The 15,090-nt window shown below is 34.9% G+C and carries 16 protein-coding genes; 5 read left to right on the top strand and 11 right to left on the bottom strand.

Going from position 1 to position 15,090, the window contains the following annotated elements; translation table 11 throughout:
• Positions 1–89: 89 nt before the first annotated feature.
• The 3 genes from PHV37_02055 (at position 90) to PHV37_02045 (ending at position 2,692) form a co-directional block, all read left to right on the top strand.
• On the top strand, positions 90–1,211 hold the full coding sequence (locus PHV37_02055) for a hypothetical protein (GenBank protein MDD3236866.1): 1,122 nt from the start codon (positions 90–92) through the stop codon (positions 1,209–1,211).
• Positions 1,212–1,376: 165 nt separating this feature from the next.
• On the top strand, positions 1,377–2,333 hold the full coding sequence (locus tag PHV37_02050; protein ID MDD3236865.1) for a hypothetical protein: 957 nt from the start codon (positions 1,377–1,379) through the stop codon (positions 2,331–2,333).
• Positions 2,333–2,692: a hypothetical protein gene (locus PHV37_02045; GenBank protein MDD3236864.1), complete on the top strand. Its 360-nt coding sequence runs from the start codon at positions 2,333–2,335 to the stop codon at positions 2,690–2,692. The genes PHV37_02050 and PHV37_02045 overlap by 1 nt, the downstream gene beginning before the upstream one ends.
• 33 nt (positions 2,693–2,725) lie before the next feature.
• Here the strand turns inward: PHV37_02045 and PHV37_02040 are convergent, their stop codons facing one another.
• The 4 genes from PHV37_02040 to PHV37_02025 all read right to left on the bottom strand — a co-directional run bounded on the left by PHV37_02040 (position 2,726) and on the right by PHV37_02025 (position 6,463).
• Positions 2,726–3,106, bottom strand: coding sequence for a hypothetical protein (locus PHV37_02040; protein MDD3236863.1), 381 nt, complete (start codon positions 3,104–3,106; stop codon positions 2,726–2,728).
• Positions 3,107–3,163: 57 nt separating this feature from the next.
• Complete coding sequence (locus PHV37_02035; GenBank protein MDD3236862.1) at positions 3,164–3,718, bottom strand: NAD(P)H-dependent oxidoreductase; 555 nt, start codon at positions 3,716–3,718, stop codon at positions 3,164–3,166.
• 81 nt (positions 3,719–3,799) lie between these two features.
• Complete coding sequence (locus PHV37_02030; GenBank protein MDD3236861.1) at positions 3,800–4,408, bottom strand: GNAT family N-acetyltransferase; 609 nt, start codon at positions 4,406–4,408, stop codon at positions 3,800–3,802.
• Positions 4,409–4,555: 147 nt separating this feature from the next.
• Positions 4,556–6,463 (bottom strand): hypothetical protein, encoded by a 1,908-nt coding sequence (locus PHV37_02025; GenBank protein ID MDD3236860.1) that lies wholly within the window; start codon positions 6,461–6,463, stop codon positions 4,556–4,558.
• 172 nt (positions 6,464–6,635) lie between these two features.
• On the opposite strand from PHV37_02025, the gene nadA reads away from it, so the two are divergent.
• On the top strand, positions 6,636–7,550 hold the full coding sequence (gene nadA / locus PHV37_02020) for a quinolinate synthase NadA (GenBank protein MDD3236859.1): 915 nt from the start codon (positions 6,636–6,638) through the stop codon (positions 7,548–7,550).
• An 81-nt stretch (positions 7,551–7,631) separates the two neighbouring features.
• On the opposite strand, the gene pckA is transcribed toward nadA, so the two are convergent.
• From pckA to PHV37_01990, 6 genes are all read right to left on the bottom strand, one after another.
• Positions 7,632–9,236, bottom strand: coding sequence for a phosphoenolpyruvate carboxykinase (ATP) (gene pckA, locus PHV37_02015; GenBank protein ID MDD3236858.1), 1,605 nt, complete (start codon positions 9,234–9,236; stop codon positions 7,632–7,634).
• Between the two features lie 115 nt (positions 9,237–9,351).
• On the bottom strand, positions 9,352–10,524 hold the full coding sequence (locus tag PHV37_02010) for a sodium ion-translocating decarboxylase subunit beta (GenBank protein MDD3236857.1): 1,173 nt from the start codon (positions 10,522–10,524) through the stop codon (positions 9,352–9,354).
• A gap of 10 nt (positions 10,525–10,534) precedes the next feature.
• Positions 10,535–12,328, bottom strand: coding sequence for a hypothetical protein (locus PHV37_02005; GenBank protein MDD3236856.1), 1,794 nt, complete (start codon positions 12,326–12,328; stop codon positions 10,535–10,537).
• 32 nt (positions 12,329–12,360) lie between these two features.
• The gene (locus PHV37_02000) at positions 12,361–12,582 is read right to left on the bottom strand and encodes an OadG family protein (protein MDD3236855.1); all 222 of its coding nucleotides are present in this window, start codon (positions 12,580–12,582) and stop codon (positions 12,361–12,363) included.
• Entirely contained in the window at positions 12,576–13,322 is a 747-nt protein-coding gene (locus tag PHV37_01995; GenBank protein MDD3236854.1) for a biotin--[acetyl-CoA-carboxylase] ligase, read from the bottom strand. Before PHV37_01995 ends, PHV37_02000 begins: the two co-directional genes overlap by 7 nt.
• Before the next feature lie 125 nt (positions 13,323–13,447).
• Positions 13,448–13,849, bottom strand: a complete 402-nt coding sequence (locus PHV37_01990; GenBank protein MDD3236853.1) for a response regulator — start codon at positions 13,847–13,849, stop codon at positions 13,448–13,450.
• Positions 13,850–13,968: 119 nt separating this feature from the next.
• Between PHV37_01990 and PHV37_01985 the strand changes: the two genes are divergently transcribed.
• Positions 13,969–14,130: a hypothetical protein gene (locus PHV37_01985; protein ID MDD3236852.1), complete on the top strand. Its 162-nt coding sequence runs from the start codon at positions 13,969–13,971 to the stop codon at positions 14,128–14,130.
• Here PHV37_01985 and PHV37_01980 read toward each other — a convergent pair.
• Entirely contained in the window at positions 14,127–15,083 is a 957-nt protein-coding gene (locus PHV37_01980) for a glycosyltransferase family 2 protein (protein ID MDD3236851.1), read from the bottom strand. The genes PHV37_01985 and PHV37_01980 overlap by 4 nt on opposite strands.
• Positions 15,084–15,090 lie beyond the last annotated feature (7 nt).

The following is a 15,090-nucleotide window of genomic DNA, read 5'->3' as shown; positions in this document are numbered from 1 at the left end:
ATTTTTATATCCTTTACTTATATATACAAAGTATATACTTGATTAAAAATTGCCAACTCAGCCCATTTATTGTTACAGAAAATTAATATATGCCAAAAACACAGACTCCAAACAACTTTACACAAGAATTAATGATAGCAAAATGTATAACCAGATTTTGCCTTAACGTCGTATCAGACAATTTATATGGGCTTGAGGTTACAAAAGAAAAAATTTATAAATACTATCTTAGTGAAAATGAAATTAGTTTTTTGGGGCAAATTGATGAGAAGTATAAAGATTTCTATTTCGAAAGCAGGTTTATTAGTGCTCCATACGATTTCAAACTAAGCAATAATCAAGCGAAATATTCAGGCGTTATAAAAATTCAAACAACCTTTATTGAAGGGGCTTCTTTAGAAGATAGCTATTTCATTATTTCTTTAAAATTTATTGAAGAAACAAAATTAGAGATAAATTTGGCTTTTGATGAGCATAAAATTGAACAAATTTTTGAAGAATTTGTTGATAATATTTGGAACAGTGTATTTAACAAATTAGGAATAAAAGGAATAGAAGCAAGCACTTCTTTATCGAATAATTCACCACGTGCTGTCATTTTTGATAAGAAAGATATTGAAACCCAAAAAATTGATTACAAACCTGCATTTCTTGATATTTTCAACATTGTTATGAGCGTTTTTATAGATGTTTTACCAAATAGGCTAATTGAAATATCTGCGTCTGACATTCAAAATTATAGAAATATAAAAACCAATAATGCAAAACAATTAGTCCTAATCAAAGAAGCTTTATATTTCATCAAAAACTTAGGGCTCATTGATATAAAAGAAAGGGGCAACTATAAATATGCTCTTACTCTTTTAAAACTGCCGAGTGCCTCATATTATTTATCTAAAAAATTAATTGAATACAATCCCAAAACACAAATTACAGAAAAATTAATCGGAGAATTCATTTACTACAGAGCATACATTGAAAAAAAGATGAACTTAAAAATTAAATGTTGTTCAATTGTTGACCTCATAAAATCTCAAACTACATCGCTACGACCCTCTGTAATCAGAAACAACATCGAAAAAGCCCTCGATACGCTTGAAAACGACAACGTAATCAATGCATGGGAATATGTAAAATTTGCCGAAATAGATATTTCAGGAAAAAGCACCCTTGAAAAATACAAAAAACTATCTATAAAAATAAAATTATAACCTATCGATTACGCATCATTGAATCGAAATATTTACACTTTCCGTAATTGATTACATTTTGAACATGTTATTAAAACACCTATCGATGACAAAAAACAAATTTGCAAAATAAAAAAATGCCATACTATTCCTGTCAACCAAAGCCATAAGCAAGAAAGGAATATTATGAGCTACAAAATACCATTTACATTTATCCCTGGAACAAAAGCCAAAGCAAACGAGGTAAACTCAAACTTTTCTAAAGTAATAGACTATTTAACGGAATTAAACACAGGGCTAAATGAAACAAACACAAACATTCAAAACATTTCGACAACAGTAACTGACGCAAAAAACGACCTTAAAGAAGTCAAAACAAGACTATGCATAAACTCTTCAACCGGAACAGTGCTATCCTTGTCGGGTAACACAATATATTTCAACAATCCATTCACAATTACAGACGCATTGGGCGAATCAAAACTATTAAGCGGCATAACTCCTATTAATTGCGAATCATTAATAGAAGGCACCCACAATATTTTTATCGATATAACAGGAACCACTGAGGTTCTAAAAAACACAATCTACAAACAAAAAACAGTACCAACCTCACCAACAACCAACGACATCTGGATTGATACATCAAATGAGCCAATAAAATCTCAAAAATACAACGGAGCCACTTGGGTAGCATACAACAAAGTTGCCCTAGGAAAACTAACTGTCGACGCTGAATCAGGCAAAAGTATTGAAATCTTTCCATTTAACCAAAACGGTTACAACGTAAACTCCAACACCGAACAAAACCTCGATAACATTACAACTCAAGCCAAAAATACAATTTCACAAAACGCTATGATTGACTATTCTACCCCAATAAACCAAAGCTGGAACACACTCTATCAAGCAACAACTGATGGTTTTCTATTTCTGAGAGCATATCTAAACAATAATCAAGCATTTTATCTCAACATTGGTCCCACAAGCTCATTGGGTACAACCATCGCACACACAAAAATAACGGACATCGACAACACTCTACAAATGATTGTCCCTATTCCTAAAAATTATTACTATCACGTTAGCGGAAACGGTTCCAACTCACAAATGACATTTTTCAAAACAAAAGGAGCAAACTAATGATTAAAGTTTTATATGATGAAAATGGTAAAATCAAAGAATTTTGGGATATCCCTCAAAATCCAGCAACACCCTTTATTGAAATAGATGAGGAAACACACAAAAAAATTGCAAACAAAAGTAACTACAAGATAATAGACAAAAAACTCGTTGATATATCGAACACAGAAGAATACATTAGCCGGCAAAATGCTATCAGAAAAGCAAATCAAACAGCAAAAACTCTAAACGAAATCTATCAAATTGAACAAAAGCAAGCAAGAACCATAAGAGAAATAATCTTGAACAATAATGAAGACGCTATTAAAAGGTTGAAATCTTACAACGAAGAAATCGAAAAACTTAGAGTGAAAATATAAGTCAAAAGCCGAGAATCTCGGCTTTTTCATTTTTTATTTCATATTATTAATAAAGTTTTGAACAAAATCCCTACTAATGGCTTCTCTAACTTTTTCACCAAGATTTTTATCAGAACCTGAAACAATTTCTTCCATTTGTTGCTTATTATAGCCCCTAAAATACCATTTTTCGACAAGTTTTTCGTCACCCGCCAAACTGCCAGTAATTTTTATGCCATCCCGTATTCTAAAGGCAGCCTCTAAAGCAGCAATTCTAACCTTGAAAACAGGTGTTTCCTTATCCCTATCATCGATATTTAATGTTAGCCCTCTGTATTTCATAGCGGACACGCCGGGTCTTCCCCCCTCATTCAATGAGTCGAGCATATAATTACGGAGCGATGATTCTAGTATGATGAGTTCATCTGTAAACATCTTAAATAACACCTACTGGTCATTATAGCATTTTATACCCAAAATTGCGATACGAAATCAATTAAAGATACCATTTAAATGAATTTGTAATTGTTCTATATATTTTTTTACATCAGGCAACTTTTCAGCTCCAAAAACCGAAAAAGTTGGTAACCTTTTTAGTCCACAATATTCTTGCGTTTTATGCAACGCAATCAAAATTTCATCAACATTTTTACCTTCAAAAAATGTATTCTTACTTGCAGAAAAAGCCTTTTCAGGTGCTGACCACGTAAGTGAAAACATATACTCTTTACCCTCTAAACAACCACAAGAACCATATTCACAAGAACAATCGGAATAAAATATGTTTTTCTCATAAACTTTTTCAATGTATTTTTGCAAACCAATCGGGCAAGAAAACCAATATATAGGAAACTGAAAAATAATTACGTCTGCCCACAAGTATTTATCATGCTCTTTTGCAACAATATACCCATTCGCTAATGACGTGGTTTTAATATTATTTTTAGAAACAAGATATTCGACAATATTTTCAAAAATTGTCTGACTTAAACACCCTTTAGCCGAAGAAAAGTTATCAGCGCCGTTTATAACCAAAATGTTTTTCATATAATCTCCTGTTTGTTTTAAAAGATTATAGAAAGCGCAATGACAAATTTTATCGGAAAGGAGGGCATACTTTCTGAGTTATTATTTAATTTTTTCAATTACATCTTTAGGTAAAAACATCGTAACAGCAGTGCAAGAAGCAGGAATAGGTGCTCCGTTGTTAATAGCGGCTTCAATCATAGATTGTTTATCTTTGTCTGCAGCTTGAAATCCCATTTTGTAATAAAAAGGAACAGGAGACCCGAAATCAGGTTTTGTAGTCGTCGTGTTGAGGCACAATCGCCCGTCGAATCCTCGCCTTCTGCTTTCCCTCACACATTCCCTAACCAGCTGGGTTCCTACCCCCTTGTATTCTTTTGATGAATTGATTGAATTTATAAAAAGGTAAGGTTTATCCTTGTAATATTCGGGGTAATTGTTTCCTCGGACAGTTGCATTGGCTCGCGACAGCACAACAGACCCCACGCAATCACCACCTGAGAGAACATACCAGTCATCACGCTTCGGCTTTGATATAAGAGCATTGACACTCTCTCCATCTTTTGTCATTAATATAATATTTTTGTCCGATGAGCAAAATTCGCCCACAATATCATAATATAAACCGCGAAGAATAGACCTATCACGCTTTGTTTCCGTCTTTTCAGGCACTATTTTGGATGAAAAAGCAACAGAAGTGCACTTTGTCACACTTGGATTACATAAATATTTTGAACACGAAATTTTCATTTAAAGACCATTTTCTTACATCAATATAAAAGCTGAAAATAAAATTATTTGCTAAATAAAAGCCGCCTGATAGGCGGCTTTATAATTATCGTGTTTAAATGATGTCTATTATACTTCTTCCAGTTTCTTTTTCTTTTGGACTTCTTGTTTTTGCTGAACTTGAACTTCTTCTTGTTGCTTTGCTTGACTTGCGGATTGTTTCTTTTCATCAACACCGTATCCTGCACCCTCTGCATCGCTCAGAACTTTCGATGTCGAATCGACATTTGATGAAGCAGCTTCAACTACACCTTTTACGTCTTTTTTTATAGCTTTAGCATCCTGCATAGCTCCTACACCAGCACCAGAATATAATTTTACTGTATCAGGGTCAAGTTTAAATCTATTGATAACTGCATTCGCCAAACCTGAGAAGAAGTTTTTAACTCCATCAAACATTTTTTCCAAAGTACTTTTTTCTTCAAATGTTTGTTCACCGACAATTGTACGTCCGTCTTTCAAATTCAAATCAAAATTACCGAAAGTACCGGTCTCGCCGTTATTTTCATTGGAATCACGCAATGTATTAAGATTAATAGAATCAATTTTGCTCAAATCGAAATCTTTACCGGAATCATTAACCTGCAATTTTCCATTATCTACTTCAACAAGCCTTATGCCCATCTTAGACAATTCTGCTGCTGAAACAGAGCCATTTCCATCAATATCAGCTTCTTTCATTGAAGCAAATGTATTATCTTTTGTATCATTAATACCATAGATATCAGCGGTATCCCATTTTCCGTCGCCATTTTCCTTCATAAATTGATAGGTTTTGCCATCAATCGTAACGACATAAGGGTCTTTACATTTGTTACTGCTTTCTTGAGCTTTTGAGTCACAAACTTTTTTGGCAGCAGCGTTCATTGCTTCTTTATCAACACCGTTTACGGTATTCAAAATTCCAGCAGCCCCCACTGTACCAAAAGCAGCTTTTGCAGAAGAATCTTTATTTTCTGTCGAATTTGTTTTTATCAAATCTTGAACAATTGAAGCACAGTCTTCCGCAGTAAGAGTTTGCCCAGAGTCTTTACCCGCTTCATTCATAGCTGCAACTATGGCTTTACCAGCGTCTGTATTTTTTAAAGCATCAGTAAGTTCATCCGTAGTCATTGCAGCAAATTTAGCCATATCAGTGGCACTGATACCTTCTGCACCAGATTCTGTCGGTCCGCCTGTTCCGATTTGATTGATAACAACTTGTCCCGCATAATTTACACTTACGGTATTCAAGTCTGTATCAAGTAAATTGCCGTATTTTTTAGCAATATCATCTGCACTAGCAGCTTTTAATTGATAAGCATTACTTAAAGAAGTTAATGTACTAGCTAAAGAATCAATTTCATCTTCAAGTCCATCAACTTTACCAAGCTCAGAAGTAAGCCCCGGAACTTTTATAGCACCAAGCTTTTCTTTTGCTTCTGCTTGAGTCAACTCACCATTTTGAGCTTTCTTAATTATAGATTGCATAGATGCATTGACGTTTTTTGAAATATCTTCAGATTTGCTGGAAAGTTTTTCAACGGCTTTTTCTAAAGCAGCTTGAGCCTCTTCCATTTTATCCTGTCTTGATTCTATTTCTTTTCCTATGCTGTCAGCAGCATCTTTTTCATTATCATATTTTGATTTAGCCAACTTAACTTCTGCTCTAAAAGCAGCAGTGCCCACTGGGTCAATATCAGTCGGAGAAACATCTTTTTTATCAGTCGTTGTATTAGTTGTGGTATTTGAAGATGTCGTTTTATCTGTTTCATCAGTGTCTTCAAACTTGCCTAATGTCATAATTTTAATTCCGACATTCACATCAACATCACCTAAGGCAACAATTTCATCATAAGTAAAACCATCAACAGCAGATGCAGTGATTTTATCTTTCATCGCCTGATCTGAAGCAACTTCTAAAACTTGCTTGAGCTGAGTATCCGTCAATTTTATAACACTACTATAGCTATAAGCTCCACTAACATTATTGGTCATAATCTTCCCTTTCGATTTCTCCTTATATCTTATATATCGGTACATGCTCAAAATCTCTTTATAAAATAGCATAATTTAATTAACAAAACTTAATAATATAATTAGAAATACATATTTAGTTCTAACTATGTTTGTAATAGAATTAAAGAGCTAAAATATTAGGGTCAGGAATATGGAAAAAAAAGAACTAATCGAAAAAATTAATAACTTAAAAAAAGAAAAAAATGCCGTCATTTTAGCTCATAGCTATCAAAACATTGAAATAGATGAAGTCGCTGACTTTGTAGGTGACTCCTTATACTTGAGTCAAATGGCAGCTAAAACTGACGCGGATACAATTGTTTTTGCAGGTGTATCTTTTATGGCAGAAACTGCGAAAATGCTATCTCCTAACAAAAAAGTTTTATTGCCGAGAATTGAAGCCGGTTGCAAAATGGCAGACATGATAGACCTTCAACAACTTAGAGAATTTAAAGCAAAATACCCTGAAATTCCTGTTGTTTGCTATGTAAATTCAACAGCAGAAGTGAAATCCGAATCTGATATTTGCTGCACAAGTGCAAATGCCGTAAATGTTGTAAAGGCACTAAATTCTGAAAAAGTCTTGTTTGTACCTGATACATATTTGGGAACATACGTTGGCTCAATGCTTAAAAATGTTGAAGTTATCACATACCCTGGCTACTGCCCGACACACCTCAGAATTACAGCAGAAGATGTTCAAGAAATGAGAAATAATCACCCTAATGCTCTCGTTTTAGCTCACCCTGAATGCCATCAATCTGTATCATCTATTGCTGATTTCGTTGGAAGCACCACTGGAATTATTAAATTTGCTACCAACAGCGATAATAAAGAATTTATCATTGCAACAGAAAAAGGAGTCGTTGAAAGACTTGAAAGAGATTTAAAAGATAAAAAATTCTATCTCATAAGCCCTAAAGCCATCTGTCCTAATATGAAATGGAATCACTTAGAAGACATTCTGAACGCTTTAGAAAACGAACAACACGAGATATTTGTAGATGAAGATATTAGAAAAAAAGCAGTCCACACTATTGAAAAAATGATAAAAATTAACGGCTAATTATTATATAAATTCTTATAAAAAAAGTCCTTGTTTAAAAACAAGGACTTTTTCTTATGTTTTAATATGCACTAAGACATATTAAACATTAGCTTTTGTTTTAGGTTTTGGACCTGCTTCAACAATGTTTGATGGCATATTCGGGTATTTAGCGGCAAAGTTGTCGACGAACATTTGAGCAAGTTTATTAGCTTGTTCATCATAAGCAGCTTTATCTGCCCACATTCCACGAGCATCTAATTTTTCATCAGGTACATTCGGACAGCTGGTTGGATATTCAACGTTGAACACATCATGATGTTTGAATTCGACGTTATCAAATGAACCGTTTAAAGCAGCTGTAACCATTGCACGAGTATATCCTAATTTCATTCTCTTAGCACCTGCAGATGCACTGCCGCCAGCCCAACCTGTATTCACTAAGTAAACTTTTGTGCCATATTGTTCAAGTTTATCACCTAGCATTTTAGCGTAAACTGAAGCATCCATAGGCATAAATGGTTCGCCAAACAATGTTGAGAATGTCGGTTGAGGTTCTGTAATACCACGTTCAGTACCAGCTAATTTTGAAGTGAAGCCGGTTACAAAGTGATACATAGCCGCATTTTGGTCTAATCTTGAGATTGGAGGCAATACGCCGAAAGCATCAGCTGTTAAGAAAATAACAACTTTCGGAATTCCACCCATACTCGGAATAGCAGCATTGTTAATATAATTTACAGGATAACCTACACGAGTATTTTCAGTTAAAGAGCCATCTGTAAAATCAAATTCACGAGTTTCTGAATCCATAATTACGTTTTCAACCAATGAACCAAATTTGATTGCATTATAAATATCAGGTTCATTTTCTGCTGATAGATTGATACATTTTGCGTAACAACCACCTTCAAAGTTAAATACACCATCCGGTGACCAACCATGTTCATCATCACCAATTAACTTACGAGCAGGGTCAGCTGATAATGTTGTTTTACCTGTTCCGGACAAGCCAAAGAATACCGCTGTTTCATGAGTTTCAGGGTCCATATTAGCTGAACAATGCATTGGAAGAACGTTTTTCTTTGTCATTACATAGTTCATTGTCGCAAATACAGATTTTTTAATTTCACCTGCATAAGCTGAACCGCAAATGATAATAGTGCGTGCTTCATAGTCAATAGCGATGCAAGCTTCTGAATTTACACCATCGACTTCAGGATCACATTTAAAGCCAGGAGCACTTAAAATTGTGAAATCAGGTTCTCCATAGCTAGCTAATTCTTCGCTTGTTGGACGAATTAACAAGTTATGAATGAACATGTTTTGACTTGCTAACTCATTGATAACTCTGAATTTTTGAGTGTATTTTTTATCAGCACCGGCAAATCCGTCAAAAATAAAGATTTCTCTATTTTGTAAGTATGCAGCGATTTTACCTTTGATTGCATTAAATTTTTCTCTGCTGATAGGACGATTTACTTTACCCCAAGCAATTTCGTTGTGAACACCATCAGTATCAACGATGAATTTATCCTTAGGTGAACGACCTGTGTATTTACCAGTTGTAACAACTAAAGCACCTGAGTTACTCAAGGAGCCTTCGCCTCTGCGTAATGCAGCTTCTGTCAATTGAGCCGCTGACAAATTGCGATAAACTGCTTTTGGTTCAATAATACCAAATTTTTCAATACCATAAGTTTCCATTTTTTTCTCCTTTATTTGGAAATTGTAATTATACCATAATAATTTTAGTCATTTTGTTTGTTATTTTTGTCATAGTACAGGTTGCCCAATCGAAATCAGACAACCTGTATAATTTTTATAATATTGCTAACAGAACACCTGCAGCAACGGCAGAGCCAATAACACCTGCTACATTAGGACCCATAGCATGCATTAGCAAGTAGTTTTGTGAATTATATTCCAATCCCACTTTATTTGAGACTCTTGCAGCCATCGGAACAGCAGAAACACCTGCAGACCCGATTAGCGGATTAATTTTAGTTTTTGAGAATAAGTTCATTATCTTTGCCATAATAACACCTGACGCTGTTGCCAATGCAAATGCAAGTATGCCAAGTATCAAAATAAACAAAGTTTGAGTTGTCAAGAATTGGTCAGCTGAAAGTTTTGAACCGACTGACAATCCTAAAAATATAGTTACAATGTTAATCAAAGCATTTTGCATAGTATCTGATAATCTGTCAACAACACCACATTCTTTACATAAGTTACCGAATGTCAACATTCCGAGTAAAGGGCAAGCAGATGGCAACAACAAAACACATAAAGCCAAAACAACTATTGGGAATAATATTTTTTCACGTTTTGACACTGTTCTCAACTGAGTCATTTCAATCTTACGTTCAGCTTCTGTAGTCAATAACTTCATAATAGGTGGTTGAATTACAGGAACCAATGCCATATAAGAATATGCAGCAACTGCAATTGCACCTAATAATTCGGGAGCGAGCTTAGATGTAACGAAAATTGAAGTAGGACCGTCAGCTCCGCCGATAATACCGATTGCACCGGCTTGTTCCGGTGTAAAACCAAATACACACAATGCTAAGAGCAATGCTCCAAAAATACCGAATTGAGCAGCACCACCAAGCAATGCTGTTTTAGGGTTCGCAATCAAAGGTCCAAAGTCCGTCATCGCTCCAACGCCCATAAATATAATCAATGGAAAAATACCTTGATGAATTCCGGCTTCATAAATAATATTCAAAAATCCACCAGGTTCAGCAATACCTGCTCCGGGGATATTTGACAAAAATCCACCGAATGCAATTGGAACCAACAACAATGGTTCGAATTGTTTTTTTATTCCAAGCCACATTAAAAACAAGCAAATCACAAGCATAATCGGTGAACCGTATTGATGTAAAACTTGCTCAAAACCGCTTGTTATATTTGGGTCAAACGGAGCAATCATGTTATAGATGCCTGTTGATTCCCATAATTTTTGTAAACCGTCTAATAATTGCATTACAAGCCTCCTAACCTATTGTTACCAAGACTTGACCGCTAACAACTTTATCACCTTGAGAAACATCAATTGATTGAATAGTTCCTGATGATGGTGATTTAATTTCAGTTTCCATCTTCATTGCTTCTATAACGAGTAGCACATCGCCTTCTTCAACGGTATCACCGGCTGCAACGCAAGTTTTTACAACATTTCCGGGGAGTCCTGCTTTTACGGGGGTACCTTCGCCTGATGAAGCAGTTGAAGCTGTACCGGCAGCAATACCATCGGCAATTGCTATATCATAAGTTTTTCCGTTTACAACAGCTTTATCATTTTCGATTTTTACACCATATTTTGTGCCGTTTACAGTAACTGTATAGCCATCTGCATTCGGAGTTGATGATGCTTCTTTTTTAGCTTCATTTTTCCTAACTCCAACAACGCCGTTTCCTTGAAGGAACATAATACCTTTTTCCTTACAAGCAGCTGCGATGAAGATATTTTCTTCTGTTTGTTCAAGATTAGCGTCAGCAAGCATTTTCTTAGCAGCTTCAATACCTTTTTCAGGGTCTTTGTCATTCAAATCAACAACAAGTTCAGTTGTGGGTTGGAGTTCTAATTGCTCAGAAGCTAATTTGACAATTTCAGAATCAGGCTCACAAGGAGTTTTTCCGAAGTATCCGAGAACCATTTTGCCATAGCCATCAGCAATTTTTTTCCAGTTGCCAAACATAACGTTATTAAATGCTTGTTGGAAATAAAATTGAGAAACAGGAGTAACAGAAGTTGCATAACCGCCTTTTTCAACTACTTCTTTCATTGCTGTAACAATTTCAGGGAATTTATCCATCAAATTGTTATCTCTAAGCATTTGAGTATTTGCAGTCAATGCACCGCCCGGCAATGGTGATTGGATAATTCTCGGGTTTACAGCCATAGCTTCTGGTGGCAAGAAGTAATCTTTCATACATTCTTTAAAGACTTCTTCCGTTTGAATAATTTTTTCAACATCAATACCCAAGTCATATTCAGAACCTTTTAACGCATGCCACATAGAAACGATATCAGGTTGAGCAGTACCGCCTGAAACAGGTTTCATAGCTAAATCAATACCGTCAGCACCACCGTCTAAAGCAGCTAAATAAGCAGCCATGCCTGTACCAGCTGTTTCATGAGAGTGAAATCTGATATGAGCATCTGAACCCAAGATTTCTCTTGTTCTTTTGATGGTTTCATATACTTTTCTCGGAGCAGATGTACCTGAAGCATCTTTGAACGCCAAAGATGTGAATGGAATACCGGCATCAAGAATATTTCTTAAAACTTTTTCATAGAAAGCCACGTCATGAGCACCTTCACAGCCCATAGGAAGTTCCATCATAGTAATTGTAACTTCGTGATTCAAGCCGTTATCAGTAATACATTGACCTGAATAAATTAAATTGTTTACATCATTTAAAGCATCAAAGTTTCTAACTGTTGTGACGCCGTGTTTTTTAAACAATTTAGCGTGCAAGTTGATAATATCTCTTGATTGAGAATTTAGCCCAACAACATTAACGCCACGAGCCAATGATTGAAGATTGATATCTGGACCAACCGCAGCTCTTATTTTATCCATTGTTTCAAAGGCATTTTCGTTGCAATAGAAAATAGGTGATTGAAATCTTGCACCACCTGCAACTTCAAAATGTCTGATACCTGCTTCTACTGCTGATTGCAATGCAGGAATAAAATCGTCTACGAATACTCTTGCACCGTAAACTGATTGAAAACCGTCTCTAAAAGACGTGTCCATAACTTTAATTTGTTTTTTTGTCATAGATTTATACCTTTATTATTTCGTGTAAATTACTATCTTAAAGCCTTAACAGCAGCAATAGCCACAGCTATTTCTTGAGTTTTAGCACCTAGTGCGTTCTTTTTGGGTTTTATTTCTTCAACTTCCTCAGGCATTATTTTATTTAGCCATTTGACCACATGTTCCATTCCCATCATTGTAAAAATCATTAGGACTAAGAACATAAAAACTGTACCCATTCCGGTACACATAAGGACTAAGCCTTCCTTTAGCATGTCATATCTCCTGTTATTATGTCACATTCGTTGTTATTTTGGTCCAAAACATGCAAAGAGCCATCGTCATTGATGCTCAATGCAGTATAATTTGTTTTATTTTCAGCATTTGCTGTAGATTGTTTAATTGAAATTTTCTTATTCAAAAAAGTACAATATTCAATATATTCTTGTTTTATAAAGCGAAAGCCTTTGCTTACGAACTCATCGTATTGAGAAGCAAATTCATCTAATAATTGTTTTAAAAATACATCTCTATTTATAGTTTTGTTAAGCAAAAGATTTAATGAAGTTGCACATTGGTCGATATTTTCAAGCGTTTGTTTTTTCATATTCAAATTTACGCCAATACCAAGAACCAATCCTTTTATTTTATTTTGAGAAGATGCTGCTTCGCACAAAATGCCAGCTATTTTAGCCCCATCAACAAGCACGTCATTAGGCCATTTCAAAGAAGAATCAACATCATAATGTCGTTTCAAAGTTTTAACTAACGACAATGCCAAATACTGAGTAAGATTTGCAAAAGGATAATCAGGAGAATCAGGTTTAAGGATAATAGACATATATACATTTGAGGTGCCGTCAGCCACCCATCTTCTATCAAACCTACCTCGCCCTGAAGTTTGTGTATCTGCGACAATAACCTGTTTATCAGAAAGGTTATCGAAGTGCGATAATCCATATTTGTTAGTCGAGTCAGTTTCAACCAGTTTAATTATTAAATCCAGATTTGACATAGTTTCCTTGTGCCTATACAAGTCAATTGTACCACAAACACTTATTTGTAAAATATTTATAAACAAAATATTACATGCACGACTTAATATTTAATCGTGAAAAGAAACACGACAATTTATTGATATTATCCTTTAAATTGAGCATCTAGCATTAGCTTCAAAGGCAATATATCAGCAGACATAACACTTTTTCGAACATACTCGACACCCAACTTTGCAGCTATTGAACCTATATTATACATTGCTGATATTATTATCACTTTGGTGCAAGCATATTGGGGGATATTTTGTATATTCTTAACAAGCCATTCTCCCGCAGTAAAAGGCTCATACCCCAATTCCATTTGCAAATCAGTAATCACCAAATGAAACGGTTCTTTGATATTTTCATTTATTATCCTTACTGCCTCTTTTGCAGTATCAGCAGTCGTTATCACAAAATCATCTTGCAATATCTGCCTTACAGCCGAAGAATTAAACGCTCTCCAGCTTGCACTATCATCAACAATTAAAACACGCTTGTCCATAAGTTTAATTATATCAAAAATAGTTCTTTTTTCTAATACATAGATTAGATGAATGTGCATTTTTTTTTGAGCAAAAGATGAAATAATAGACATATGAGGAAATAGTGTGGAAGTGAATTATGAAATTATTGCCGTTTATAAAACTTATCAAAATGAAAATCAACAAAGTAAACAGGGTCGTCGACAATCCGATTTGCCCCGAGTTTCCAAATAACCCTTTCTTCAACTCATTGAATAAAACCTATGTATGGATTGAAGACAACGAGGAGAAAACAAACTAAGACAATTCGGTTTCTATAATATATCTTGGACGAGCTTTAACCTCTTGAAAAAGTTGCCCCAAATACTCGCCGATTATCCCTATACTCAAAATTTGAATACCTCCGATAAACGTAATAGCAGCAACAATTGTTGACCACCCCGGAAGCGTATATGAACTTGATAGTTTTTCATATACAACGCTTAAACAAAGAATAAAACTGAATAAAGATATAATAAAACCGACAAATGTAACCATCCTTAAAGGAACAACGCTAAATGAAGTTATTCCTTTCGCTGCCAAAGAGAATAAATCCCACGCTGAATATTTAGAAGTACCTGCAAATCTTGGTTTCACATCGAAATAAACGTATTCTGTCTTGTAGCCGAATTCGTAGAATATACCTCTTAAAAACAGATTAACTTCTCTATAATCACCTAATATATCAAGCACCTGACTACTTGTAAGCCTAAAATCGGAGTGATTTGGCTTTATTTTAACACCGAGCATATTCATTATTTTGTAAAAAGCTTGAGCTGTATGTTTTTTCATAAAACCATCAGTTTTTCGGTCATTACGGATACCACAAACAATTTGTGCCCCACCTTTATATTTTTCAACAAAGTCCTTTATCTTATTTTCATCTTGTTGCAAATCAGCATCAAGCGTAATACAACAGTCAATTCCATGCTTTTTCACTTCAAGCAATCCGGCTAATATCGCCCGTTGATTGCCAAAATTTCTCGTAAAATTTATAGCCTTAACTTTATCAGGATAAGCCGAATGCAATTTTTGTATAATATTCCAAGTCGCATCTTTACTGCCATCATTTACAAGATAGACAAAGCTTTCAGCACTTATACAAGACTCACCTGATAATGTTTCCATTACCTCTAGCAATCTTTTAACTGTTGTTTCTATTACTTCCTCTTCGTTGTAACAAGGAATAACAAGAGCGAGCTTTGGATTTTGCATTACTTAA

It is taken from the genome of Candidatus Gastranaerophilales bacterium (assembly GCA_028693235.1).
GTDB lineage: Bacteria > Cyanobacteriota > Vampirovibrionia > Gastranaerophilales > Gastranaerophilaceae > JAQUVW01.
This window is presented reverse-complemented; position numbering and strand designations above follow the sequence as displayed.